Source organism: Sediminicoccus sp. KRV36 (assembly GCF_023243115.1).
In the GTDB taxonomy this organism is placed as follows: domain Bacteria; phylum Pseudomonadota; class Alphaproteobacteria; order Acetobacterales; family Acetobacteraceae; genus Roseococcus.
On record NZ_CP085081.1, the window covers coordinates 3,570,966 to 3,592,981 of the forward strand.

Here is a 22,016-nt window from a genome sequence, read left to right on the forward strand (position 1 = left end):
TGCGTGGGCTTCAGACGTTGGCGCCCTCGATCACATTGCCGAAGCGCGCCCAGCCCGTGCCGGTCCAGCGCTGCAGCTGCATCTGGCGGATCACGTTGAAATTGGTGGGCTGGGTCTGCACCTTCACGCCGGGCAGCAATGTCGCGATCTCCATCGGCGCGATACTCGCCGCTTGGCGCATCACATTCTCCCGGCTGAAGTCATTGCCGCACTGGCGCAGCACCTGGATCATGGTGGTGCCGACGCCATAGCCATAGGTGAAGTTGTTGTCGGTCAGGTCGGCGCCGGGAATGAAGCGCTGCATGAAGGCGCGCCATTCATTCATCCCCGGATCATTGGCCCAGGCGGGGTCGCTCTGGTCCTTGCGATAGTCGGAGGTGATGAGGCCGACACCGCGTTCCGGCCCTGCCGGCTGCATCACGGCACCGACCGAGACCGAGACGTTGGTCATGAACATCATCGGGCGCCAGCCGATGTCATGCACGCGCCGGATCGCCTGCGCCGCGAAGCGCGGGATGACGCCGCAGATGAGCACATCGGCACCGCCGGCCTGAAGCTGGACGATCTGGCTGTCCACCGTCGGGTCGGTGGCTTCATTGGTGGCGACGCGGACCATGGAATCAAAGCGCGGCCCCAGCACATCGCGCACGCCGTTCAGATAATCCCGGCCGAAATCGTCATTCTGGTGCAGCAGCGCGATCTTCGCGTTGGGCCGCGTCTCCAGGATGTGCTTGGCGTAGATCTGTGCTTCCACGCGGTAGCTGGGCTGCCAGCCGATGGTCCAGGGATATTCGCGCGGATTGGCCCATTTATCCGCACCCGTCGCCAGAAACAGATGTGGCACGCGGCGCTGATTCATGTAGCGGTGCACGGCATTGTTGGTGGGCGTGCCGAGCTGGTTGAAGGTGAAGGCCACGCGGTCCTGCTCGACCAGGCGGCGCGTCTGCTCCAGCGTGCGGGGCGGCGCATAGGCATCGTCATAGACGATGAAGTTGATGCGCCGCCCGCCCACGCCGCCCTCATCGTTCAGCCGGCGGAACATCGCCGTCAGGCAGGTGGAGATCACCGAATAGGCCGATGCCGGACCCGAGAGCGAATTGGTGCTGCCGATGCGGATTTCCGTGGCGGTCACCCCGGGCGCTTCCTGCGCGGGGGCGATGTTGGGCAAGGCGAGGCTGGCGCCCGAAGCGATCAGGACCGTACGACGTGTCGTGCTCATGATGTTTCCCTCCCAGGAATGCTGCGTTTTTTTGTGGTGAAGCGACGGACCAGCCCGGCGACGCCATCCGGCAGGATAAACAGGAACAGGATCAGGATGCCGCCATAAATCACGCCGGGTGCCGAACGGCTGATGGCCTCGGCGAGGTTGGGGACGAACAGGACAAACAGCCCGCCAAAGACGGAGCCGAGGATGGACCCCACACCGCCCACCACCATGCCGACAAACAGGCTGATGGAGAGGATGAAGGTGAAGCTGTCAGGTGCCACGAATTCCACCACGGCGGCCGAGAGCGAGCCCGCCATGCCGGTGATGATGGCACTCACGGCAAAGGTGCGGGTCTTGAGGCTGGCGAGGTCCATGCCCATCGCCTCGGCAGCGGTGGGGTTGTCCCGCACGGCCATCATGGCGCGGCCGATGCGCCCACGCAGCAGGTTCGCCACCAGCAGGTAGCAGAGGCCGGCCACCAGCAGCGCCACCACATACATGTACTGGTCGGGCGTGAGGGCCAGCCAGGCGGGCGCCTCGGGCTTGAGCAGGAACAGCCCCTGCACGCCCCCCGTCCAGGCCTCGACCGCTTTGTGCTTGAGGATCTGCGGCACCGCCACGGCCAGCGCGAAGGTGGTCAGTGCCAAATAAAGCCCGCCCAGCCGCAGCGCGGGAAACCCAACCCCCCAGCCGACCGCCCCGCACACGATGGCAGAGACCGGCAAGGTCGCCCAGAAGGACCAGTCGAGCAGCGACATGGGAATGGCGGTCGCATAGGCGCCGACGGCGAAAAAGGCGCCATGGCCAAGCGAGATCTGGCCATTATAGCCGGTCACGATGTTCAGCCCGAGCACGGCGAGCGCCATGATCACCGCGAGGGTGAGCTGGAACAGGTGAAAGCTCTCCAGCACCCAGAGCGGGACGAGGGCGAGGGCAAACCCGGCGGCGAGGAGCGGCGGCTTCATGCGCTCACACCCGGCTGAAGACGACGCGGCCGAACAGGCCGGAGGGCCGCACGACCAGCACGCCGATGATGATGACCAGCGCCACGGTCAGCTTCAGTTCCGTGCCCACCACATAGGCGCCGGCCAGATTCTCCAGCACGCCCACGGTGAAGCCACCGATCACCGCCCCGGTCGGGTTATCAATCCCGCCCAGCAGCGCACCGGCAAAGGCATAGAGCAGGATGCCCAGCATCATGTTCGGATCCAGGAAGACGGCGGGTGCGACCATCATCCCCGCCACGGAACCGATGGCGGCGGCCAGGCCCCAGCCCAGCGCCAGCATCCACCCCACGCGAATGCCCACCAGCCGCGCCGAGCGCGGATTATAGGCGGCCGCGCGCATGGCCAACCCCAGCGAGGTATGCGCAAAGAACAGATAGACCAGGACCAGCACCGCCAGCGTCACCGCGGTGCTGCCCAGTTCATGCGCCGAGACCAGCCCGCCGAACAGCAGCCCATCGCTCTGGAAGGGCGTTGGGAAGGCCTTGGTGGTGTAGCCGAAGATCCAGCCCGTCCCATTGCCGATGATGAGCAGCATGCCGATGAACACGCCTACATGCGTCAGCACCGGCGCATTCTGCACCGGCCGCATCAGGATGCGCTCCACCAGCGCGCCCATGATGAAGGAGACGACAAGTGTGGCGAAGAACGCAACCCAATAGGGCAGCCCCGCCTGGATCATCGTCAGGGCGATGAAGGTGGAGAGCGTCGCCATCTCACCCTGGGCGAAGTTCACGTGATGCGTGGCCTGGTAGATCATCACCAGGGCGAGTGCCACGGAGGCATAGATGCCGCCCGTGGCGATGCCGGCGACGAGCTGATGCGCAAATCCATCCATGGGCTATTCCCTCCCCCAGCCGGCCGATTCAGACCTTCGCTCCTGCGTCGCTTCGCTCATCGGACGGGGCCCTGCCGTCCGGCCGATTCAGACCTTCGCTCCTGCGTCGCTTCGCTCATCGGACGGGTCAGTATCCCAGATAGGCGCGGCGGATGGCCTCATCCTGGCGGATTTCGGCGGCGGGGCCGGAGGTGACGATGTGGCCCGTCTCCAGCAGGTAGGCGCGGTCGGCCAGTTCCAGTGCGAGATTCGCGTTCTGCTCCACCAGCAGGATGCCAACCCCGCTCTCCTCGCGGATGCGCCGCATGATGCCGAAGATTTCCTGCACGATGAGGGGCGCCAGGCCAAAGGAGGGCTCATCGAGCAGCAGCAGCCTGGGCCGCATCAGCAGCGCCCGCGCAATCGCCAGCATCTGCTGCTCACCACCCGAGAGCGTGCCGGCCTGCTGCTTCCAGCGCTGCCTGAGGCGGGGGAACCACGCCCACATGCGCTCGAAATCCTGCTGCACCTCGGCATCGCGGCGCGTATAGGCGCCGAGCCGGAAATTCTCCTCGACGGTGAGTTCCATGAAGGTGCCGCGCCCGTCGGGCACATGCGCGACACCGAGCCGCGCGATCTCCTCCGTGGCCATGCCGGTGATGCGCTGGCCGCGGAACAGGACATCGCCCTCCGCGCGGATCATGCCGCAGACGGCGCGCAGCGTGGTGGTCTTGCCCGCGCCATTGGCGCCGAGCAGCGCCGTCACGCTGCCTTCCTCCACGACGAAATCCAGGCCGTGCAGCACCTGGATCGGGCCATATCCGCCGCGCAGGGCCTTCGCTTCAAGCAGCATGCGCGTCATGCCCATCCCCGAGATAGGCGCGGATCACATCGGCATTGGTGCGCACCTCATGCGGCGTGCCATCGGCGATCTTCTTGCCGAAATCGAGCGCCACGACCTTGTCCGAGACGCGCATCACCAGGCTCATGTGATGCTCGACGAGAAGGATACTGAGGTCGAAGCTGGCCCGCACCTGTTGCAGCAGCGTGGCCAGTTCATCCACCTCGCCGTGATTCAACCCGCCAGCCGGCTCATCCAGCAGCAGCAGCTTGGGGGCCGAGATCAGCGCGCGCGCCATCTCGACGCGCTTCTGGGTGCCAAAGGGCAGGTCCGCGACGAGCACATCCGCCACATCCTGCAACGCCAGCAGGGCCAGCAACGCATCCGCCCGGCGCCCGGCCTCCGCTTCCTCGTGGCGGGCGGCGGGCAGGCGCAGCGCATTGGCGAGGAAGCCGGCACGCCCCGCGGAATGGGCCCCCGCGAGCACGTTCTCCCGCACGGACATGCTGCGGAACAGCGCCAGGTTCTGGAAGGTGCGGCCGAGGCCCAGCGGCGCCATCGCGTGGCGCGGCAGGCCGGTGGTGTCGGTGCCGGCGAAGATCACGCGGCCCTCGCTTGGCCGGTAGATTCCGCTGATGATGTTGAACAGCGTGGTCTTGCCCGCGCCATTGGGGCCAATCAGCCCGCAAATCTGGCGCTCCTCCACGTCGAAGGACACGCCTCCCACGGCGGTGACGCCGCCGAAGCGCATCACGACGTCGCGCACTTCAAGCAACGCCAAGCGTTGCTCCCGCTGTCCTGGGCGCCATGCTTCCTCCCTGGGCCGCCGCTTTGCGGTCGGTTTCTTCCTGGAGGTCAATGCAGCCTGAAATCCTCGGCCGCTGCAAGCATGAAGTTCGGGCAGCTCAACCAGGGGTCGCAGCGCAGCCCAGCCAATCGCCCGGCAGCGGGCGGCTACGCGGCCTTGCCAGCCTGGGACTGGCTCGCGCGCAGCGCCTCGGCCGAGCGGCGCACCACTTCCGCGATTTCCAGGAACTGGCCGGCCAGCGGATTGGTCTTGCGCCAGATCATGCCGATCCTCCGGGAGGGCCGCGGGCTCTTGAAGCGCGTGACGCAGACCGAGGAGGAGCGCGTTTCCACCGCCACCGCCATCTCCGGGATGAGGGTCACGCCGATGCCGGCACTGACCATCTGCACCAGCGTCGAGAGCGAGCTGCCATCCAGCAATTCGCGCGGCAGCGCCGAATGCAGATTGCAGAAGGAGAGCGCCTGGTCCCGGAAGCAATGGCCTTCCTCCAGCAGGAGCAGGCGCATCTTGCGCAGCGTCTCGACATTGGGGACGGGCTTGCCCGCATCCTCGCCCGGCCGCACCAGGACGAAATCCTCCGAGAAGAGCGTCACTTCGGTGAAGGAGGATTCGGAGACCGGCAAGGCCACGATCGCCGCGTCAATCCGGCCTTCCGCCAGCTCATGGATCAGGTTCGGCGTCAGGGTTTCCCGCACATGGATATCCACGCCCGCATAGGCGCGCGTCAGCTGCGCGATGATCGTCGGCAGCAGATAGGGCGCGATGGTCGGGATCACGCCGATGCGCAACCGCCCGACCAGTTGCTCGCGCGAGGCGCGGGCGAGGTCCGCCAATTCATCCACCGCGCGCAGGATGCCCCGGACGCGCTGGGCGAATTCCTCGCCGAAATTCGTGAGGCGTGTCTGGCGCGCGCCGCGCTCAAACAGAACGGCGCCCAGCACCTCCTCCAGTTCCTTGATCTGCATGGACAGGGCCGGCTGCGAGATGGCGCATTGATCGGCCGCCCGGCCGAAATGGCCGTGCCGGGCCAGGGCTTCGAAATAGCGGAACTGCTTGAGCGTCAGACTCATTGATCATTTTTCCTGATCGGAGAAATCAGTAGATTTAACTTATTCTAATCGCAGCTCTTTGGTAAGACTGCGCTCAGGGAAACAGGGAGCAGCCAATGCGCAAAGCAAACGACACTGAGCGGAGCAATCCAACCTCGCGGCAAGCAGCCTCGGACAGGCGGCCAATTCGCGGCTCCGGGCCGGCTCACCCAGCACAGGCCGAAGCCGGCCGCCGCCCCCTGGCCGTACGGGCTTTCCCACACGGCTGACCCCGCCGCGTCTGCCTGACCGCAGGGGCAGGACGCGACCTCTTTCCCAATCGTCCTCGCCAGAGGACCGGACCAACCAAGATCGGAGACTCATGATGGACGGAAATACTGGCCCAAGTGCCGGAAAATGCCCGGTGATGCATGGCGCGCCCCGGCACGCGACCCTGGGGGCCGGCCGGTCGCTGCGCGATTGGTGGCCGAACCAGCTCAACCTCAAGATTCTTCACCAGAATTCCGCGCTGTCCAATCCCCTGGGCAAGGGCTTCAACTACGCCGAGGAGTTCAAGAAGCTCGACCTCGCGGCGGTGAAGCAGGACATCATCGCGCTGATGCGCGTCTCGCAGGATTGGTGGCCGGCCGATTACGGGCATTACGGGCCCTTCTTCATCCGCATGTCCTGGCACGCGGCGGGCACCTATCGCACCGGTGACGGCCGTGGCGGCGCCTCGAACGGCGCCCACCGTTTCGCGCCCGAGAACAGCTGGCCCGACAACGGCAATCTGGACAAGGCGCGCCGCCTGCTGTGGCCGGTCAAGCAGAAATACGGCAACAAGCTCTCCTGGGCTGATCTCTTCATCCTCGCAGGCAATTGCGCGATCGAGTCCATGGGGCTGAAGCCCTTCGGCTTCGGCGGTGGCCGCGTGGATATCTACGAGCCCGAGGAAGACATCTACTGGGGCAATGAGGACACCTGGCTGGGCGACAAGCGCTACACCGGGGACCGCGAGCTCGAAAACCCGCTCGCCGCCGTGCAGATGGGCCTGATCTACGTCAATCCGGAAGGGCCGAACGGCGTTCCGGACCCGCTCGCCTCGGCCCGCGACATTCGCGAGACCTTCGCCCGCATGGCGATGAATGACGAGGAGACGGTGGCCCTGACCGCGGGCGGCCACACCTTCGGCAAGTGCCATGGCGCGGGCGATACCGCGCATGTCGGCCGCGAGCCGGAGGGGGCCAGCATCGAGGAGCAGGGCCTGGGCTGGAAGAGCAGCTTCGGCACCGGCAAGGGCGCGGACGCCATCACCAGCGGCATCGAAGGTGCATGGACCATCAACCCGATCCAGTGGGACAGCAACTACTTCGAGAACCTGCTGAACCATGACTGGGTGCTGACCAAGAGCCCGGCCGGCGCGCATCAGTGGATCCCGGCCAATGGCGCCCTCGCGGACGCCGTGCCCGACGCGCATGACCCCAGCAAGCGCCACGCGCCGATCATGACCACGGCGGACATGGCGATGAAGCTGGACCCGGTCTACGGCGAAATCTCCAAGCGCTTCCTGGCCAATCCGGACCAGTTCGCGGATGCCTTCGCCCGCGCCTGGTTCAAGCTGACCCACCGCGACATGGGACCGAAGGCGCGCTACCTCGGCCCCGATGTGCCCGCCGAGGAGCTGATCTGGCAGGACCCCGTCCCGCCCGTGACGCATGCCCTGGTGGATGCGGCCGATATCGCGGCGCTGAAGGCGAAGATCCTCGCCACCGGCCTCACGGTTGCGGAGATGGTAAGAACCGCCTGGGCCTCGGCCTCGACCTATCGTGGCTCGGACCGGCGGGGTGGCGCCAATGGCGCGCGCATCCGGCTGGCGCCGCAGAAGGACTGGGCGGTGAATGAGCCTGCTCATCTGGCTGGCGTGCTCGCCAAGCTGGAAGCCGTGCAGGCCGCGTTCAACGCCTCGGCCACGGGTGGCAAGAAGATCTCGCTCGCGGATCTCATCGTGCTGGCTGGCGGCGTGGGTGTGGAGCAGGCGGCGAAGGCGGCCGGGCATGACGTCACGGTGCCCTTCACCCCTGGCCGCACGGATGCGCTGCAGGAGCAGACGGATGTCGAATCCTTCAGCGTGCTGGAGCCGACGGCCGATGGCTTCCGCAACCACCTGAAGACGCAATACACCGTCTCGGCCGAAGAACTGCTCGTGGATCGCGCGCAGCTTCTGACGCTGACGGCACCGGAGATGACGGTGCTGGTGGGTGGGCTGCGCGTGCTGGGCGCCAATACGGGCGGCTCGAAGCACGGCGTCTTCACGCAGCGCCCCGGTGCGCTCACGAACGACTTCTTCGTGAACCTGCTGGATATGGGCACCGCCTGGACTCCGGCCGCGGAGGGCGTGTTTGAAGGCCGTGACCGCGCGACGGGTGCCGTGAAGTGGACCGGCACGCGGGTAGACCTGGTCTTCGGGTCGAACTCGCAGCTTCGCGCGCTGTGCGAAGTCTTTGCCAGCCATGGCTCGGAAGCCGCCTTCGTGCAGGATTTCGTGGCCGCCTGGACCAAGGTGATGAACCTGGACCGCTTCGACCTGGCCTGATCAGCCACCCCGCATCCGGGTGTCGTCGCATGGCGGCGGCATCCGGATGGCAGCCATCACCTGCCCGGCGCGCGAGCGCCGTGTGCAGGGAAAGCATTTTCAAACCGTGCGACTTCGCCCGGCGAATCTGCAAACACATGACAACAGGAGCCTGGGCGCGCTTCACCGTCTTCTCTTCCGGTGAAACGCCTCCATACAGGCGCCGGGCGGCCCTGCCCCCGGTGCCATTTTCCTCCAAACGCCCGGCTGGCCGCCAGTTCACGGCGCGCGGCGCGAAACTCCATCCTTGATGAACACCTCAAAGGGCGAAGTGCCCTCGGCACTGCGGTCCATGGCCGACCAGCGCGCCCGCGTGCACAGGATACCGCCCTGCACCGGCACCGCGTGGAACAGCGCGATATTGCGGAACACCTGCCCATCCGGCAGCGTCGCCGTGAAGGGCGTGACACAGCGATCATCCAGCACGATCGGATCATATTCGCCGATCATGACGCCAGCGCCGCCGGTGCTCTCGAAGCGCGGCACGAGGCGCTCCCAGCTTTCATAGTTGGGCTGGGCCAGGGCGGGGGTCGCGGTCAGGGCAAGCAACAGGGCAATGCGGCGCATGGCGTGTCTCCGTGGGGTTCACGGAGGCGTTACGCGGCGGAGCTGCCCCTGGATGCGTCCGGGAAATTTCCGCCCATGGCCAGCGTCAGCGTCCGCGCCGCGTCATGCACGCGCGGGCCCATCGCGGCGATCTTCGCATCGGTCATCCGCACGGTGGGGCCGGAGATGGAGACACCCCCCACCGGCTCGCCGAATTCATTGAAGACCGGGGCGGCCACGCAGCGCATGCCGAGGTTGCGCTCCTCGTCATCCACCGAGAAGCCGCGCGCGCGAATGCCCAGCAGATCCGCCGCAAGGCTGGCGCGTGTCGCATGCGTCTTTTCCGTGAAGACCTCCAGCACCAGGCGCTTGAGCATGGCATCGCGCTGGCGCGGCGCCGTGAAGGCGAGGATGGCCTTGCCAATGCCCGAGGCATGCAAGGGGCTGCGGGTGCCGGGGCGGAAGAAGGCGCGGATCGCCTCATGCGTTTCCACTTGGCTGACAAACACCACGCAATCCTCATCCGCGACAGCGAGGTTGGCCGTCTCGCCCGATTCCAGCATCAGCCCCTGGATGATGGCGCGGCCCTGCTCGGCCAGCTTGCGGCGGCGCAGGAAGGCGGCACCCATGCGGAAGGTCTCGATCCCGATGAACCAGAGCTGATCCGCCTCGTTGAACTCCAGCATGCCGTGCGATTGCAGCGTGGTGAGCATGCGATAGGCGGTGGAGGCGGCGAGGCCCGATTGCTGCGAGATCTCGGTCAGCGAAAGCCCTGCCCCCCCGGCCACCAGCTTCATCAGCGCGATGGCACGATCGAGCGACTGGACGGAGCCCACCTCATTGGTGGTGGTGGCGCTGCCGCGGGGCCGGCCGCGGGAGCGCTTTTCGCCGGGCGGCTCGGAAATATTTTTTGCCATTCGGAAAACTCCAAGCGCGCTGGAAAACTCAAAGCACCTTAAAATCAGATGTTTGCGGTGATTTTTTTGCAATGCAAAAAACTATTTTGAAAAAATTGCACCAAAAAACGCCATCTGTCATCTACGGGCATCGAAACGAACTCGCGGGAGAAGACCTCATGGCCAAGATGCGCGCAGTGGATGCAGCGGTTCTCGTGCTGGAAAAGGAAGGCGTGGATTGCGCCTTCGGCGTCCCCGGGGCCGCGATCAATCCTTTCTACAATGCGATGAAGAAGCACGGCAAAATGCGCCACATCCTGGCGCGCCATGTCGAGGGCGCCTCGCATATGGCCGAGGGCTATACCCGCGCCAAGGCCGGCAATATCGGCCTGTGCATCGGCACCTCCGGCCCCGCCGGCACCGACATGATCACCGGCCTCTATTCCGCCCAGGCCGACAGCATCCCCATCCTCTGCGTCACCGGCCAAGCGCCCCGCGCCAAGCTGCAGAAGGAGGATTTCCAGGCGGTGGACATCGCCTCCATCGCCGCCCCAGTGACCAAGTGGGCCGTGACGGTGATGGAGCCCTACCTGGTGCCCATGGCCTTCCAGAAGGCCTTCCACCTGATGCGCAGCGGCCGCCCCGGCCCCGTGCTGATTGACCTTCCCGTGGACGTGCAGGTGGCCGAGATCGAGTTCGATATCGAGACCTACACCTCGCTGCCCGTCTACAAGCCCGCCGCCAGCCGCGCCCAGATCGAGAAGGCGCTGACCATGCTGAACGAGGCGGAGCGCCCGCTCATCGTCGCCGGCGGCGGCATCATCAATGCCGATGCCAGCGCCGAGCTGGTGGAATTCGCTGAGATCACCGGCATCCCCGTAATCCCCACACTGATGGGCTGGGGCACCATCCCTGACGACCATGACCTGATGGCCGGGATGTGCGGGCTGCAGACCAGCCACCGCTACGGCAATGCCAATATGCTCGCCGCCGATTTCGTGCTGGGCATCGGCAATCGCTGGGCGAACCGCCAGACCGGCAGCATCGAGAAGTTCACGGCCGGCCGGAAGTTCGTGCATGTGGACATCGAGGGCACGCAGATCGGCCGCGTCTTCGCGCCCGATTACGGCATCGTCTCCGATGCGCTTGCCGCCCTCGACCTGTTTGTGAAGGTGGCGATCGAGTGGAAGACGGCGGGCAAGCTGCGCGACCGATCAGCCTGGGCGGCCGAGTGCCTGGCGCGCAAGCAATCCATGCTGCGCGAGACGCATTACGACCAGGTGCCGCTCAAGCCGCAGCGCGTCTATCAGGAGATGAACGAGGCCTTCGGACGGGACACCTGCTACGTCACCACCATCGGGATCAGCCAGATCGCGGGTGCGCAGCACCTGCGCGTCTACAACCCCCGCAACTGGATCAATTGCGGCCAGGCCGGCCCGCTGGGCTGGACGCTGCCGGCGGCTCTCGGCGTGCGCGCGGCCGACCCCGACAAGCAGATCGTCGCACTCTCCGGCGATTACGACTTCCAGTTCCTGATCGAGGAGCTGGCGGTCGGCGCCCAGCACAAGCTGCCCTATCTGCATGTGGTGGTGAACAACTCCTATCTGGGCTTGATCCGCCAGGCGCAGCGCGGCTTCGAGATGGATTTCGAGGTCTCTCTTTCTTTCGAAAACATCAATATGGAGCATGACGAGGCGCTCTCCGGCTATGGCGTGGACCATGTGGCCGTCGCCGAGGGCCTGGGCTGCAAGGCGATCCGCGTGAAGAGCCCGAATGAGTTCAAGCAGGCCTTCGCCGATGCCAAGGCGTTGATGGAAAAGCACCAGGTGCCGGTGGTGATCGAGTTCATCCTGGAGAAGGTGACCAATATCCCGATGGGCACCGAGATTGACGCGATCAACGAGTTCGGTGGTGCCCTCGATGTGACGCCGGCGGAGAGGGAATTGGCGCCCGCCAAGTAGCCTCTGCCTTGCGTCACCTGTGATGACACGCCTAGGCTCCGGGTGCCGCAACACCTGGAGCCCGTGATGAAGCGCCGCCTCCTCCTCTCGGTGCTGGGCACGCCCGCGCTGATAATACCCGCGCTGGCCACACCCGCATTGGCCCAATCGCCCTGGCCGAACCGCCCCATCCGCATCATCGTGCCTTTCGCGGCGGGCGGCTCGCCGGATGTGATCGCCCGGCGCCTGGCAGCGCATTTCACCCAAAGCTTCGGGCAGCCTGCCGTGGTGGAGAACCGCACCGGCGCGGGCGGGATCATCGCCAGCGAAGCCGTGGCGAAGGCGGCCCCGGATGGCCACACGCTGGGCATCAGCAATGCCCTGCCGCATGTCACCTCACCCTTGCTGAACCCGGCGACGCCCTATGACCCGCTGCATGATTTCACCCATCTGGCGATCCTGGCGGGCTTCCCCCTCGCACTCGGCGTCAGCGCGGCGGGGCCGATCCAGACACTGGAGGAGTTCCTTGCCGCCAGCCGCGCCAAGCCGGGGGGTGCCAGCATCGGGACGCCGGGCCAGGCCTCGCTGCCGCATATCGGCATGGAATTGCTGCGCCAGACGCGCGGCCTGAACTACGTGCATGTGCCCTTCCGCGGCGGAGCGCCGGCGGCGGTGCTGGAGACCATCGCCGGACGGCTGGACGCCACCTTCGCGGGCTTTGGCGAGATGGCCGCGAATGACCGCATCCGCGTGATCGCGATGGCCGCCGAGCAACGCCTGCCAAGCCGGCCGGAATTGCCGACCTTCCGCGACAGCGGGCTCGATCTGGTCGCCACCGTCTGGTTCGGGCTTTGCGCGCCCGCCGGCCTGCCCCCCGCCATCGCGGCGCGGCTGAGCGAGGCGGCCATCGCCACCGCGGCCGAGCCCAGCTTTACGGCGAGCCTTACCCCGCTCGGCCTGCTTCCCGGGATGCGCATGGGCATGCCCCAGGCGGGCGCCTATGTCGCGAGCGAGTTGGCCCGCTGGGGTGAAGTGGTCCGCCAGGCCAACATCACCGCCGGATAGGTCAGGGGCGCAAGGCCGCTGTCAGGAACCGCACGATCTCGGCGTTGAACTGCGTGTGAAAAGCCGCGCGGTCAAAGCCCGGGCGGCTGGTGCAGATGGCCGGTACGGCGCGGGCCAGGATCTCGGTGCAGGGAGCCTGGAAGTCGTAATGCCCGGCACCCGCCACCAGATGAAATTCCGGCGGGCGCGGCAGGGCGGCACGCACCGGCTCGGCATAGAACGGTGCTGGAAGGACCGCATCCTCGGCCGCCTGCCAGAGCTGCACGGGCATGCTGAGCGCGGCCAGCGTACCGGGGCCGAAGGTGTAGCCCAGGGCGGGAGCCGCCACGACCAGGGCGCGCAACGGCAAGGGACTGCGGACCAGGGCGGCAGGGGCTGTTGCAATCGCGGTGGGGGCGCCATTGGCGATCAGCCGGCATTCGAAGACCTCGGGGTGGGCAGCGCAATGCGCGGCGATCAGCGTTCGGTCCGGCATGCCGCCCGCCGCCACCAGCACGGTGAAGGCGCCGGCAGAGTAGCCAAAGGCGGCGATGCGGCCGGAATCCACCGCGCCGGGGCTCCAGCTTTCCGCCACATGGCCGATGACGGCCACGAATTGCCGGGTGCGCGCCGCAAGATCCGTGGCGCCGGAGCGGTCGCGGAAATTATCGCCCGGATGGGTCGGCGCGGCCACGATGAACCCCGCCCCAGCCAGCGCCATGGCCGTATCGGCATGGCTCTGCGAGAAGGCCCCGCTGCCATGCGAGAAGACCACAAGCGGCAAGGCCCGGCCGCGCAGTGCCGCGCCCGGCGAGGCACTTTCCGCCGGATACCACAGGCTGGTCTCGATCGCGGGTGCCGCGCCGTCGGGCACCTGGATCACCCGGGTGCTGACGGCACCGCCATCGGCCCTGGCCGGAAGCTGACTGGCGAGAAGCACGAGCAGAGCGGCGAGGAAACGGCGCATGGATGACCCTCCGGAAGCAGGTCAGCGGACGCTAGGCGCCTTTCCCGCGAATCCCTATTGCGGCCGCACACCCATCGCGATGGTCCGCTCATCCATGCGCGGATCATGCCGCAGGCCGCGCCGCACCGCCCAGGTGTTCAGATATTGCACGAGCTGGATCACCGGGCGTTCCTCGGCGAACATCGTCACCGCCTCCTGCCACATCGCCTCGCGCCGCTCCTCATCCATGGTGGCGGAGGCCTGCGCGGTGAAGCGGTCGAAGAAGGGGTTGGAATAGCGCGCATTGTTGTTGGCGCCGGTCAGCCGCTGCCGGTCATTGGTGGAGATGATGTTCACCAGGAAATTCGACGCCTCGCCCGTCGAGCTTCCCCAGGCGCCGAGCTGCATGCCGAATTCGACGCGCGCGCGGCGCGGCACGAAGCCCGCCCAGGGCAACGCCTCCACCTGGGTGCGCACGCCGATGCGCGTCCACATCTGTGCGACCCCCTGCGCCAGGCGCGCATCATTGGGCCAGCGGTCATTCGGGGTGGAGAGCGTCAGGCGGAAGCCGTCCGGGAAGCCCGCCTCGGCCAGCAGGCGGCGGGCGGCCTCCGCGTCGAAAGCGTCCGGCCGGATGTTCGGGTTGTAGCCAAAGGCTCCCGGGGGCAGCCATTGCGCGGTGGATTGCGCGGCCCCCTCCATCACGCGCTCCACCAGCGCATCACGATTGATGGCGAGGCTGAGCGCGCGGCGCACCCGCGGATCCTTGAAGGGATTGGCGGCCAGCGGCTGGCCGGCATTGTCGGTGACGCCGGGCGGTGCCGTATCGCGCGAGTAATCCGGCGCCAGGTAGACGGTGCGCAGGCTCGGGATTTCCGTCACCGTCACGCGCGGGTCCCGGCGCAGCCTTGCGAGGTCACTGGTCGGGATCTGCTCGATCACATCCACATCGCCCGCCAGCAGGGCCGCGGTGCGGGAGGCATCGTTCAGCAGCATGCGGTAGCTGACGCGGGCCCAGGGCTCGGCACCGCCGAAATAGGCGTCATTGCGCGTCATCTCCACCCGGTCCCCGGTGCGAAAGGCGACGAAGCGATAGGGGCCGGTGCCGATCGCCGCGCGGCCGCTGTTGAAATCCTCAGTCGCGGCCCCCTCCGCCGCATGCCGCGCGATGATGGAGACCGAGGCGAGATCGAGCGGCATGAGCGGGTGCGGCGCGTGGGTGTGCAGCCGGATCAGATGCGGGTTTACCACCTCGACGCGCTGGATCGCGCGGAGGAAGCCGCCAAACCCACCGGGCGAATTGGGGACATTCGGCACCCGGCCGAAGGTGAAGACCACGTCATCGGCGGTGAAGGGCCGGCCATCATGCCAGGTGACGCCCTGGCGCAGCTCCATTTCCCAGATCGTGTCCGAGACGGGCCGCCAGGCAGTGGCCAGCGAGGGATGCGGACGCGCCCGGCCATCGCGCTCGATCAGCCGGTCGAAAATATGCATGGTCAGCGCATTGTTCGGGCCGACATTGTGGAAATGCGGGTCAATGGTGGTGACCGGCGCGCCCGAGCCGACCCCCAGCGTCTGAGAGCCCGCCGGAAGGCTGAACGCCACCGCCAGCGCCATGCCCAGAACTGCCCGCTTGTCCATGTTCATCTCCCTGATCTTTCCTGGGAGGCTAACATGGGGCCTTGGCGGGCGACTACTCTTCGTCGCGCCGCATGCGCTGCTGGACCACGGGGCGCGTCGGGCCGGCACCCTGACGGCCGATCGGGATGGAGCGGACCTTCACCTCCGGCATCGGGCGCTGAAGGTCGATGTGCAGCAGGCCATTATCCAGGAAGGCGCCCTCGACCTCGATCCCCTCGGCCAGAACGAAGGCGCGCTGGAATTGCCGGGCGGCGATGCCGCGATGAATGAAGATCCGCCCATCCGCCTCGTCGCGCTGGCGGCCGCGGATGACGAGCTGGTTATCCTCCTGCGTGATCGCCAGGTCCTCCATGGAGAAGCCCGCGACGGCGAGGGTGATGCGCAGCCGCGCCTCGCCGGTCTGCTCGATATTGTAGGGCGGGTAACCTTCGGCGTTCTTCTGCACGCGGTCGAGCATTTGTTCGAGGTGGTCAAAGCCGAGAAACAGCGGCGAACCAAACACCGAGGATCGTGACATGCAGCCTCCTGCCGGGAGCGAGGACAGACCGAAACCCCATGGCGGCGGCACCGGACCCGCAAGACTTGGCCCGCGCGCCGCGCCGTTGCAAGGGTGGGGGCCAGGCGCTACCTCACACCTCATCATGACCGACGAAAAACTCCCGATCCTGCTGGTGCCCGACCCGAGGCTGCGCCTGAAGGCCCGCCCCGTGGCCGAGGGCGATGACGCGGCGGTGCGCGCACTCGCGCCGCGCATGCTGGCGACGATGTATGCCGCCCCCGGCATTGGCCTCGCGGCGCCGCAGATCGGCTCGGATCTGCGGCTCATCGTGCTGGATTGCGGCGGCAAGGACACGCCGGAACCCATGGTGCTGATCAACCCCGAGATCATCGCCGAAAGCCGCGAGCGCGCCCTGCGCGAGGAGGGCTGTCTCTCGCTCCCCGGGCTCTACGCCGATGTGGAACGCCCGCAGCGCATCAAGCTGCGCTGGCGCGAGCTGGACGGCATGCGCCGGGAGATGGAGGCGGATGGCCTGCTCGGCGTGTGCCTGCAGCATGAGATCGACCATCTGAACGGCGTGCTCTTCGTGGATCATCTTTCGGCCTTGAAGCGCAACATGATGCTGCGCAAACTGGCCAAGGAGCTGAAGCTCAAGGCGCGCGACGCTGATGGTGGTTGACCACGGCGACCGCGCCGCACCGCAGCCACGCCGCGGCGAGGACCAGCGCGTGGATCGCATGCGCGCGGCGCCGGGTCGCAGCGCGTGAGTGGCGACCGCCAGCCCCTGCGCATCGCCTTCATGGGCAGCCCGGATTTCGCGGTCCCCGCACTGAGGGCGCTGCACGCGGCCGGGCATGACATCCGCGCCGTCTATACCCAGCCGCCCAAGCCCGCGGGGCGTGGCCAGCAGGAAACCCCCTGCCCCGTGCACCGCGCCGCCCTGGCGCTGGGGCTCGAGGTGCGCACGCCCGCACGGGTGAAGCGCGACGCCCAGGCCCATGCCGATTTCGCGGCCCTCGACCTCGATGTGGCGGTGGTCGCGGCCTATGGGCTGATCCTGCCGCCGGCCATGCTGGCGGCGCCGCGCCGTGGCTGCCTGAACATCCATGCCTCGCTGCTGCCGCGCTGGCGGGGTGCCGCGCCGATCCATGCCGCCATCCTGCATGGCGATGCGCAAAGCGGCGTCACCATCATGCGCATGGAGGAGGGGCTGGATACCGGGCCCATGCTGCTCGCGGAATCCGTCGGGCTGACACGGCAGAGCACCACCGCGGCCCTGCATGATGCGCTGGCCGCCATGGGCGCCCGACTGATCCTGCGCGCGCTGGCGGAGTCCCCCCCCGAAACCCCGCAGCCCGAAGCCGGCGTCACCTATGCGCCCAAGCTGACCAAGGCGGATGGGTTGCTCGACTGGGCGCAGCCGGCCGCCGCGCTGGATGCGCGGGTGCGGGCCATGAACCCCTGGCCTGGTGCCTATTTCCCGCATGCCGGGGACATGCTGCGCGTGCTGGCGGCGGAACCCGCCGAGGACATGGGCGCGCCAGGCGCCATGCCGCCAGGAACGGTCCTGCCGGGTGCTGGCCTCGTCATTGCCTGCGGCGAGGGCGCGCTGCGCCTGTTGCGGCTGCAACGCCCGGGCCGGGCCGCGATGGAGGCGGAAGCGCTGCTGCGTGGCTACCCGCTGGCGCCCGGGCTGATCCTGGCCTGATGCCCAGTTATGCGCTGCTGGTGGAGTATGACGGCACCGAATTCGTCGGCTGGCAGCGGCAATCCAACGGGCTTTCGGTGCAGCAGGTGATCGAGGCGGCAGCGGCCCGTCTCAATGCCGGCGTGCTGCCCACCGCCACCGCCTCGGGCCGGACGGATTCGGGCGTGCATGCCGAGGGGCAGGTGGTGCAGCTCAGTGTCAGCGCGGATCTCTCGCCAGCGAAGCTCCGGGCCGCCATGGATTTCCACACCCGGCCCTACCGCATCGCCATCCGTGGCGCGGCCTTCGCTGCCCCGGGCTGGTCACCGCGCTTCTCGGCGATCCAGCGGCATTATCGCTTCCGGATCCTCAACCGCCCGGCGCGGCCCGCGCTGGAAGAGGGGCGCGTCTGGCATGTGCCGCTGCCGCTAGATGCGGCAGCCATGCATGCGGCGGCGCAGCTGCTGCTGGGGCGGCATGACTTCTCCGCCTACCGCGCCACCTCCTGCCAGGCGGAATCGGCGGTGCGCACGATGGAGCGGCTGGATGTGCTGCGTGTGGCGGAGGAGATCCACATCTTCGTCAGCGCCCGCAGCTTCCTGCACCACCAGGTCCGCAACCTCGCCGGCACCCTGTATGAGGTGGGGCTCGGGCGGCGCCCGGTGGAATGGCCAAGGACCGTGCTGGATGGAAAGGATCGCCGGGCGGCGGGGCAGACCGCGCCGCCGCAGGGGCTCAGCCTGCTGCGGGTGGATTATCCCGAGCCGATCGCCTGGCTGTGATCAATTGCCGGAAATGCGGCCCGTCACCCCACCGATGAACAGGCCGAGTGCCAGGTCCAGCACGACGAACATCACCGCCGTGGCACTCTGCACACCCAGCGCCGTGCGGGTGACGAACCATTCGAGCCACATGGCATAGCCCACCGCCGCGAGACCCATCGCATTGCCGAGCCAGGCGGGCAGCCCCAGGGCCGTCGGGATCAGCAACACCACCAGCAGCAGATATTGCACGACATTGGACCAGTTCCAGGCGGCGATGAATTGCGGCCATTGCTCGCCGCGCTTGGCCTGCTCGGCCAGGATGCGCGAGGCGAGGGCAAAGGCGACCCAGCCCAGCGAATAGCCGATCACCTCGCCCGTCAGGGCGATCAGCACGCCGGCGGGGGGCGCACCCTGCGCCCACCAGGCGATGAGCCGCAGCACGACAAAGAGCGGCAGGCAGATCGCCGCCGCCAGGAAGGAATGCCGCGCGGAAGCCATGCCCGGCGGAATGAGCAGAAGCCCGGCGGCCTTGCCGCGCGCAAAGAGCCAGGCCGAGGCCAGCCCGTTGGTGATGCTCGGCGGATTCAGCGGAGGCACTCCTCGATGACGGCACGGTAGAGCCCGGCCAATGCACGCAATTCCTCGACCGGCGCCGATTCATCGCGCTGGTGCAGGCTGGCCCCCACGGCGCCGAGTTCGGCCACCGGGCAATGGCGGGTGATGAACCGCGCATCCGAGGTTCCGCCACCCGTATCGAGCTTGGGCGTCAGCCCCGTGCTGCGCTGCACCGCGCGGCTCAGCGCCTCGACGAAGGGACCGGGCTGGGTAAGGAAGCTCTCGCCCGAGACCTGGACGCGCAGGCTGTGATCCGGCGCGTGTTCGGCCAGCACGTCGCGCAGATGCGCGGTAAGGGCTTCCGAGGTGTGCAGCTCGTTGAAGCGGATGTTCAGGAAGGCGCTGGCTTGCGCCGGGATCACGTTGGTCGCGGAATTATCCACCTGGATGCCGGTGACCTGCAGCGTCGAGGCTTCGAACCAGGTGCTGCCCGCATCGAGCGGTGTCGCGGTCAGCGCATCCAGCACGCGGATCAGGCGATGCACCGGGTTATCGGCCAGTTGCGGATAGGCGCTGTGGCCCTGGCGGCCCTGGATGGTGATCCAGGCATTCATGCTGCCGCGCCGGCCGATCTTGATGGTATCGCCCAGCGCTGCCTTCGACGTCGGCTCGCCCACCACGCAGATATCCGGCGTGTGGCCGTGCGCGGCCATCCATTCCAGCACGCGGCGCGTGCCATCCACGGAAGGCCCCTCCTCATCACCGGTGATGAGCAGCGAGAGCGATCCAGGGTGATCCGGATGGGCGGCCAGGTAGTCGGTCAGGCCGGCCACGAAGGCGGCGATGCCGCCCTTCATGTCGCAGGCGCCGCGGCCATAGAGCACGCCATCGCGGATCACGGCGGCGAAGGGGTTGTCGGCCCAGGCGGCCTCATCGCCGGGCGGGACCACATCGGTGTGGCCGGCGTAGCAGAAATGCGGCGCGCCGGTGCCGCGTCGGGCAAAGAGGTTGTCCACCTCGTTGAAACGCAGCCGCGTGCAGGTGAAGCCGAGCGGACGGAGTGCGGCCTCCATCACATCCAGCGCGCCATCATCGGCCGGCGTCACGCTGCGGCAGCGGATCAGCGCCTGCGCAAGGGGGATCGGATCAGCCGCAGCGGTCATGGCTGAGGCCGCTCCGCGGCAGGGCGGCAGCGCATCAGCGCCTGCGCAAGGGGGATGGGGTCGGCCGTGTTATTCGCCACGCTCGGCCCGCCGCCAATCATCGGTCAACTGACCCGCGAAGCCCCAATCCTCCTCGGCGATCTCCTGGATCACGACATGCGTGTGCTCGGGCTTCTTGCCGAGCACACGCGCCAGCGTCGCCGTGAAGTCGCGCACGATCTCGGCCTTTTGCGCCCGGGTGGCGCCCGCCGTGATCTGGAGGTTCACATAGGGCACGCTTCAGTCACGCAGCAGATCATTGATGCTGGTCTTGGCGCGCGTCTGCGCATCCACGCGCTTCACGATCACCGCGCAATAAAGCGACGGCCCCGGCGAACCATCGGGCAGCGGCTTGCCCGGCAGATTGCCCGGCACCACCACGGAATAGGATGGCACGCGGCCGATGAAGATCTCGCCCGTCGCGCGGTCCACGATCTTGGTGGTGGCCGAGAGGAACACGCCCATGGCCAACACCGAGCCCTGCTCGACGATCACGCCCTCCACCACCTCGGAGCGCGCGCCGATGAAGCAATCATCCTCGATGACCACCGGATTGGCCTGCAGGGGCTCCAGCACGCCACCAATGCCCACACCGCCCGAGAGATGCACATTCTTGCCGATCTGCGCGCAGGAGCCGACGGTGGCCCAGGTATCCACCATGGTATTGGCGCCGACATGGGCCCCGAGATTCACGAAGCTCGGCATCAGCACCACATTGGGGGCGATATAGGCGGAATGGCGGGCCACGGCGCCCGGCACGGCGCGGAAGCCGGCTTCCTTCCATCGGTTCGGACCCCAGCCGGCCCATTTGAGCGCGACCTTGTCATAGGCGCCGGCGGCGGTGTCCATCGGCGCCGAATCGGTCAGCCGGAAGGAGAGCAGCACGGCCTGCTTCAGCCATTGATTGACCTGCCAGCCCGCGGCACCCTTTTCGGCCACGCGCGCCTCGCCACGATCCAGCATCTCCAGCGCGGCCTGCACATCCTCCCGGGCCTCACCTTGAGTGGCGGAGGAGAGCGTGTCGCGCTTCTCCCAGAGGGCTTCGATGCGGGCTTGCAGGCTCATGGGATGCGGGCTCCTTGGATGTCGGGCGCAGGCTTCGCAGCGAGGGGCCGGGGTGTCAATCTGGCGGGGGTGTCGGCTGGTGCGGCGCGGGTCAAATGGCTTCCGGTGAAAAGCCGCCCCTGATAAGCACGCAGCCGCAACCATTCGGACCCCAAGCGCCATGCCAAAGCCCCTCTGGCTCGCCCTGATCCTGCCGCTGATGGCCGCGGGCTTCGCTCCCTCGGCCGAGGCGCAACCGGCCCGCGCCCAGCCTGCAGCGCCTGCGCCCGCAGCGCCCGCGCCCGCAGCACCTTCCCCACCGGCACCCGCAGCCGCACCAGCGCCGACACCCTCCGCCGAACTCCCGGACCGCACCCAGGCCAATTTCGGCGATTGGCTGGTGCGCTGCGAAACCCAGCGCCCCGCCGGCCAGCCCGTGGCGCGCGTCTGCGAGCTGGCGATCGCCATGAATGACCAGCGCGGCCAGCCCATCGCGCAGCTGGTCATCGGGCGCCCCGGGCGGGCCGATCCGCACCGCATGCTGGTGCAGCTGCCGCTGGAGCTGCGTGTGGACCAACCCGCCCGGCTGCTGATCGACCCTGGCGCCCCGCCGGCCGAGGCGCTCATCCTCCCCTTCCGCCTGTGCAGCGCGTCACGCGGTGGCTGCTTTGGCGAGCTGGAAGCCATCCCGGCGCCCGTGCTGGCCCGCATGCGCGCGCGGGCCGAGGCGCAGGGCCGGCTGGATTTCCGCGACAGCGCGGGGCGCGAGATCCAGATCCTCTTCAGCTTCCGCGGTTTTGGCCAGGCGCTGGACGGGCTGGCGCGGGAAATTGGCGGCTGATTGCAGCACCAGGGGCAGCCGATCCACACCGGCTTCACCACCCCGCCCATCGCCTCGACACAGAGCCTGAAGCC

At 67.7% G+C, this 22,016-nt stretch carries 22 protein-coding genes; 7 read left to right on the forward strand and 15 right to left on the reverse strand.

Annotated features, from left to right (window positions below; genetic code table 11):
- Positions 1-10 precede the first annotated feature (10 nt).
- The 6 genes from LHU95_RS16840 to LHU95_RS16865 form a co-directional block, all read right to left on the reverse strand.
- Positions 11-1,219: an ABC transporter substrate-binding protein gene (locus LHU95_RS16840; RefSeq protein WP_248708116.1), complete on the reverse strand. Its 1,209-nt coding sequence runs from the start codon at positions 1,217-1,219 to the stop codon at positions 11-13.
- Positions 1,216-2,172 carry a branched-chain amino acid ABC transporter permease gene (locus tag LHU95_RS16845; protein ID WP_248708117.1) on the reverse strand — a complete coding sequence of 319 codons (957 nt, stop codon included), beginning with the start codon at positions 2,170-2,172 and terminating at the stop codon, positions 1,216-1,218. Before LHU95_RS16845 ends, LHU95_RS16840 begins: the two co-directional genes overlap by 4 nt.
- A 4-nt stretch (positions 2,173-2,176) precedes the next feature.
- Complete coding sequence (locus LHU95_RS16850) at positions 2,177-3,049, reverse strand: branched-chain amino acid ABC transporter permease (protein ID WP_248708118.1); 873 nt, start codon at positions 3,047-3,049, stop codon at positions 2,177-2,179.
- Between the two features lie 127 nt (positions 3,050-3,176).
- Entirely contained in the window at positions 3,177-3,890 is a 714-nt protein-coding gene (locus LHU95_RS16855; RefSeq protein ID WP_248708119.1) for an ABC transporter ATP-binding protein, read from the reverse strand.
- Positions 3,871-4,650 (reverse strand): ABC transporter ATP-binding protein, encoded by a 780-nt coding sequence (locus tag LHU95_RS16860; protein WP_248708120.1) that lies wholly within the window; start codon positions 4,648-4,650, stop codon positions 3,871-3,873. The genes LHU95_RS16855 and LHU95_RS16860 overlap by 20 nt, the downstream gene beginning before the upstream one ends.
- A 173-nt stretch (positions 4,651-4,823) precedes the next feature.
- Positions 4,824-5,747 carry a hydrogen peroxide-inducible genes activator gene (locus tag LHU95_RS16865; RefSeq protein ID WP_248708121.1) on the reverse strand — a complete coding sequence of 308 codons (924 nt, stop codon included), beginning with the start codon at positions 5,745-5,747 and terminating at the stop codon, positions 4,824-4,826.
- A gap of 343 nt (positions 5,748-6,090) precedes the next feature.
- On the opposite strand from LHU95_RS16865, the gene katG reads away from it, so the two are divergent.
- Positions 6,091-8,298: a catalase/peroxidase HPI gene (gene katG / locus LHU95_RS16870; RefSeq protein WP_248708122.1), complete on the forward strand. Its 2,208-nt coding sequence runs from the start codon at positions 6,091-6,093 to the stop codon at positions 8,296-8,298.
- A gap of 258 nt (positions 8,299-8,556) precedes the next feature.
- On the opposite strand, the gene LHU95_RS16875 is transcribed toward katG, so the two are convergent.
- Together LHU95_RS16875 and bhcR are read right to left on the reverse strand one after the other, a co-directional pair.
- Positions 8,557-8,904, reverse strand: coding sequence for a hypothetical protein (locus LHU95_RS16875; protein ID WP_248708123.1), 348 nt, complete (start codon positions 8,902-8,904; stop codon positions 8,557-8,559).
- A gap of 29 nt (positions 8,905-8,933) precedes the next feature.
- On the reverse strand, positions 8,934-9,800 hold the full coding sequence (gene bhcR, locus LHU95_RS16880) for an HTH-type transcriptional regulator BhcR (protein WP_248708124.1): 867 nt from the start codon (positions 9,798-9,800) through the stop codon (positions 8,934-8,936).
- Between the two features lie 158 nt (positions 9,801-9,958).
- Here bhcR and gcl point away from each other — a divergent pair, with 158 nt between their 5' ends.
- Positions 9,959-11,740, forward strand: coding sequence for a glyoxylate carboligase (gcl, locus tag LHU95_RS16885; protein WP_248708125.1), 1,782 nt, complete (start codon positions 9,959-9,961; stop codon positions 11,738-11,740).
- Positions 11,741-11,806: 66 nt separating this feature from the next.
- Positions 11,807-12,784: a tripartite tricarboxylate transporter substrate binding protein gene (locus LHU95_RS16890; protein WP_248708126.1), complete on the forward strand. Its 978-nt coding sequence runs from the start codon at positions 11,807-11,809 to the stop codon at positions 12,782-12,784.
- A 1-nt stretch (position 12,785) separates the two neighbouring features.
- Here LHU95_RS16890 and LHU95_RS16895 read toward each other — a convergent pair whose 3' ends face one another.
- The 3 genes from LHU95_RS16895 to LHU95_RS16905 are packed head-to-tail and all read right to left on the reverse strand — an operon-like array spanning position 12,786 to position 15,867.
- Complete coding sequence (locus tag LHU95_RS16895) at positions 12,786-13,730, reverse strand: hypothetical protein (protein ID WP_248708127.1); 945 nt, start codon at positions 13,728-13,730, stop codon at positions 12,786-12,788.
- A gap of 54 nt (positions 13,731-13,784) precedes the next feature.
- Positions 13,785-15,350: an ABC transporter substrate-binding protein gene (locus LHU95_RS16900; protein WP_349292628.1), complete on the reverse strand. Its 1,566-nt coding sequence runs from the start codon at positions 15,348-15,350 to the stop codon at positions 13,785-13,787.
- A 52-nt stretch (positions 15,351-15,402) separates the two neighbouring features.
- Positions 15,403-15,867 carry an Hsp20 family protein gene (locus LHU95_RS16905; protein WP_248708129.1) on the reverse strand — a complete coding sequence of 155 codons (465 nt, stop codon included), beginning with the start codon at positions 15,865-15,867 and terminating at the stop codon, positions 15,403-15,405.
- 124 nt (positions 15,868-15,991) lie between these two features.
- On the opposite strand from LHU95_RS16905, the gene def reads away from it, so the two are divergent.
- From def to truA, 3 genes are all read left to right on the forward strand, one after another.
- Positions 15,992-16,528, forward strand: coding sequence for a peptide deformylase (def, locus tag LHU95_RS16910; RefSeq protein WP_248708130.1), 537 nt, complete (start codon positions 15,992-15,994; stop codon positions 16,526-16,528).
- Between the two features lie 105 nt (positions 16,529-16,633).
- Positions 16,634-17,557 (forward strand): methionyl-tRNA formyltransferase, encoded by a 924-nt coding sequence (fmt, locus tag LHU95_RS16915; protein WP_248711576.1) that lies wholly within the window; start codon positions 16,634-16,636, stop codon positions 17,555-17,557.
- A complete protein-coding gene (truA, locus tag LHU95_RS16920) occupies positions 17,557-18,318 on the forward strand; it encodes a tRNA pseudouridine(38-40) synthase TruA (protein WP_248708131.1) in 762 nt (253 codons plus the stop codon). The genes fmt and truA overlap by 1 nt, the downstream gene beginning before the upstream one ends.
- On the opposite strand, the gene LHU95_RS16925 is transcribed toward truA, so the two are convergent.
- The 4 genes from LHU95_RS16925 to dapD all read right to left on the reverse strand — a co-directional run bounded on the left by LHU95_RS16925 (position 18,319) and on the right by dapD (position 21,122).
- A complete protein-coding gene (locus LHU95_RS16925) occupies positions 18,319-18,897 on the reverse strand; it encodes a hypothetical protein (protein WP_248708132.1) in 579 nt (192 codons plus the stop codon).
- A complete protein-coding gene (gene dapE / locus LHU95_RS16930) occupies positions 18,885-20,018 on the reverse strand; it encodes a succinyl-diaminopimelate desuccinylase (RefSeq protein ID WP_248708133.1) in 1,134 nt (377 codons plus the stop codon). The genes LHU95_RS16925 and dapE overlap by 13 nt, the downstream gene beginning before the upstream one ends.
- Positions 20,019-20,087: 69 nt before the next feature.
- Positions 20,088-20,294: a 4-oxalocrotonate tautomerase family protein gene (locus tag LHU95_RS16935; RefSeq protein WP_248708134.1), complete on the reverse strand. Its 207-nt coding sequence runs from the start codon at positions 20,292-20,294 to the stop codon at positions 20,088-20,090.
- 3 nt (positions 20,295-20,297) lie between these two features.
- Positions 20,298-21,122: a 2,3,4,5-tetrahydropyridine-2,6-dicarboxylate N-succinyltransferase gene (dapD, locus tag LHU95_RS16940; RefSeq protein ID WP_248708135.1), complete on the reverse strand. Its 825-nt coding sequence runs from the start codon at positions 21,120-21,122 to the stop codon at positions 20,298-20,300.
- A gap of 160 nt (positions 21,123-21,282) precedes the next feature.
- Between dapD and LHU95_RS16945 the strand changes: the two genes are divergently transcribed.
- On the forward strand, positions 21,283-21,942 hold the full coding sequence (locus tag LHU95_RS16945) for an invasion associated locus B family protein (protein ID WP_248708136.1): 660 nt from the start codon (positions 21,283-21,285) through the stop codon (positions 21,940-21,942).
- Positions 21,943-22,016: the final 74 nt, after the last annotated feature.

What these genes read in the sequence shown, in the direction of transcription:
- LHU95_RS16840 (WP_248708116.1), bottom strand. Translation starts at nt 1,219, where the DNA reads ATGAGCACGACACGTCGTACGGTCCTGATCGCTTCGGGCGCCAGCCTC.
- LHU95_RS16845 (WP_248708117.1), bottom strand. Translation starts at nt 2,172, where the DNA reads ATGAAGCCGCCGCTCCTCGCCGCCGGGTTTGCCCTCGCCCTCGTCCCG.
- LHU95_RS16850 (WP_248708118.1), bottom strand. Translation starts at nt 3,049, where the DNA reads ATGGATGGATTTGCGCATCAGCTCGTCGCCGGCATCGCCACGGGCGGC.
- LHU95_RS16855 (WP_248708119.1), bottom strand. Translation starts at nt 3,890, where the DNA reads ATGACGCGCATGCTGCTTGAAGCGAAGGCCCTGCGCGGCGGATATGGC.
- LHU95_RS16865 (WP_248708121.1), bottom strand. Translation starts at nt 5,747, where the DNA reads ATGAGTCTGACGCTCAAGCAGTTCCGCTATTTCGAAGCCCTGGCCCGG.
- katG (WP_248708122.1), top strand. Translation starts at nt 6,091, where the DNA reads ATGGACGGAAATACTGGCCCAAGTGCCGGAAAATGCCCGGTGATGCAT.
- LHU95_RS16875 (WP_248708123.1), bottom strand. Translation starts at nt 8,904, where the DNA reads ATGCGCCGCATTGCCCTGTTGCTTGCCCTGACCGCGACCCCCGCCCTG.
- bhcR (WP_248708124.1), bottom strand. Translation starts at nt 9,800, where the DNA reads ATGGCAAAAAATATTTCCGAGCCGCCCGGCGAAAAGCGCTCCCGCGGC.
- gcl (WP_248708125.1), top strand. Translation starts at nt 9,959, where the DNA reads ATGGCCAAGATGCGCGCAGTGGATGCAGCGGTTCTCGTGCTGGAAAAG.
- LHU95_RS16890 (WP_248708126.1), top strand. Translation starts at nt 11,807, where the DNA reads ATGAAGCGCCGCCTCCTCCTCTCGGTGCTGGGCACGCCCGCGCTGATA.
- LHU95_RS16895 (WP_248708127.1), bottom strand. Translation starts at nt 13,730, where the DNA reads ATGCGCCGTTTCCTCGCCGCTCTGCTCGTGCTTCTCGCCAGTCAGCTT.
- LHU95_RS16900 (WP_349292628.1), bottom strand. Translation starts at nt 15,350, where the DNA reads ATGGACAAGCGGGCAGTTCTGGGCATGGCGCTGGCGGTGGCGTTCAGC.
- LHU95_RS16905 (WP_248708129.1), bottom strand. Translation starts at nt 15,867, where the DNA reads ATGTCACGATCCTCGGTGTTTGGTTCGCCGCTGTTTCTCGGCTTTGAC.
- def (WP_248708130.1), top strand. Translation starts at nt 15,992, where the DNA reads ATGACCGACGAAAAACTCCCGATCCTGCTGGTGCCCGACCCGAGGCTG.
- truA (WP_248708131.1), top strand. Translation starts at nt 17,557, where the DNA reads ATGCCCAGTTATGCGCTGCTGGTGGAGTATGACGGCACCGAATTCGTC.
- dapE (WP_248708133.1), bottom strand. Translation starts at nt 20,018, where the DNA reads ATGACCGCTGCGGCTGATCCGATCCCCCTTGCGCAGGCGCTGATCCGC.
- dapD (WP_248708135.1), bottom strand. Translation starts at nt 21,122, where the DNA reads ATGAGCCTGCAAGCCCGCATCGAAGCCCTCTGGGAGAAGCGCGACACG.
- LHU95_RS16945 (WP_248708136.1), top strand. Translation starts at nt 21,283, where the DNA reads ATGCCAAAGCCCCTCTGGCTCGCCCTGATCCTGCCGCTGATGGCCGCG.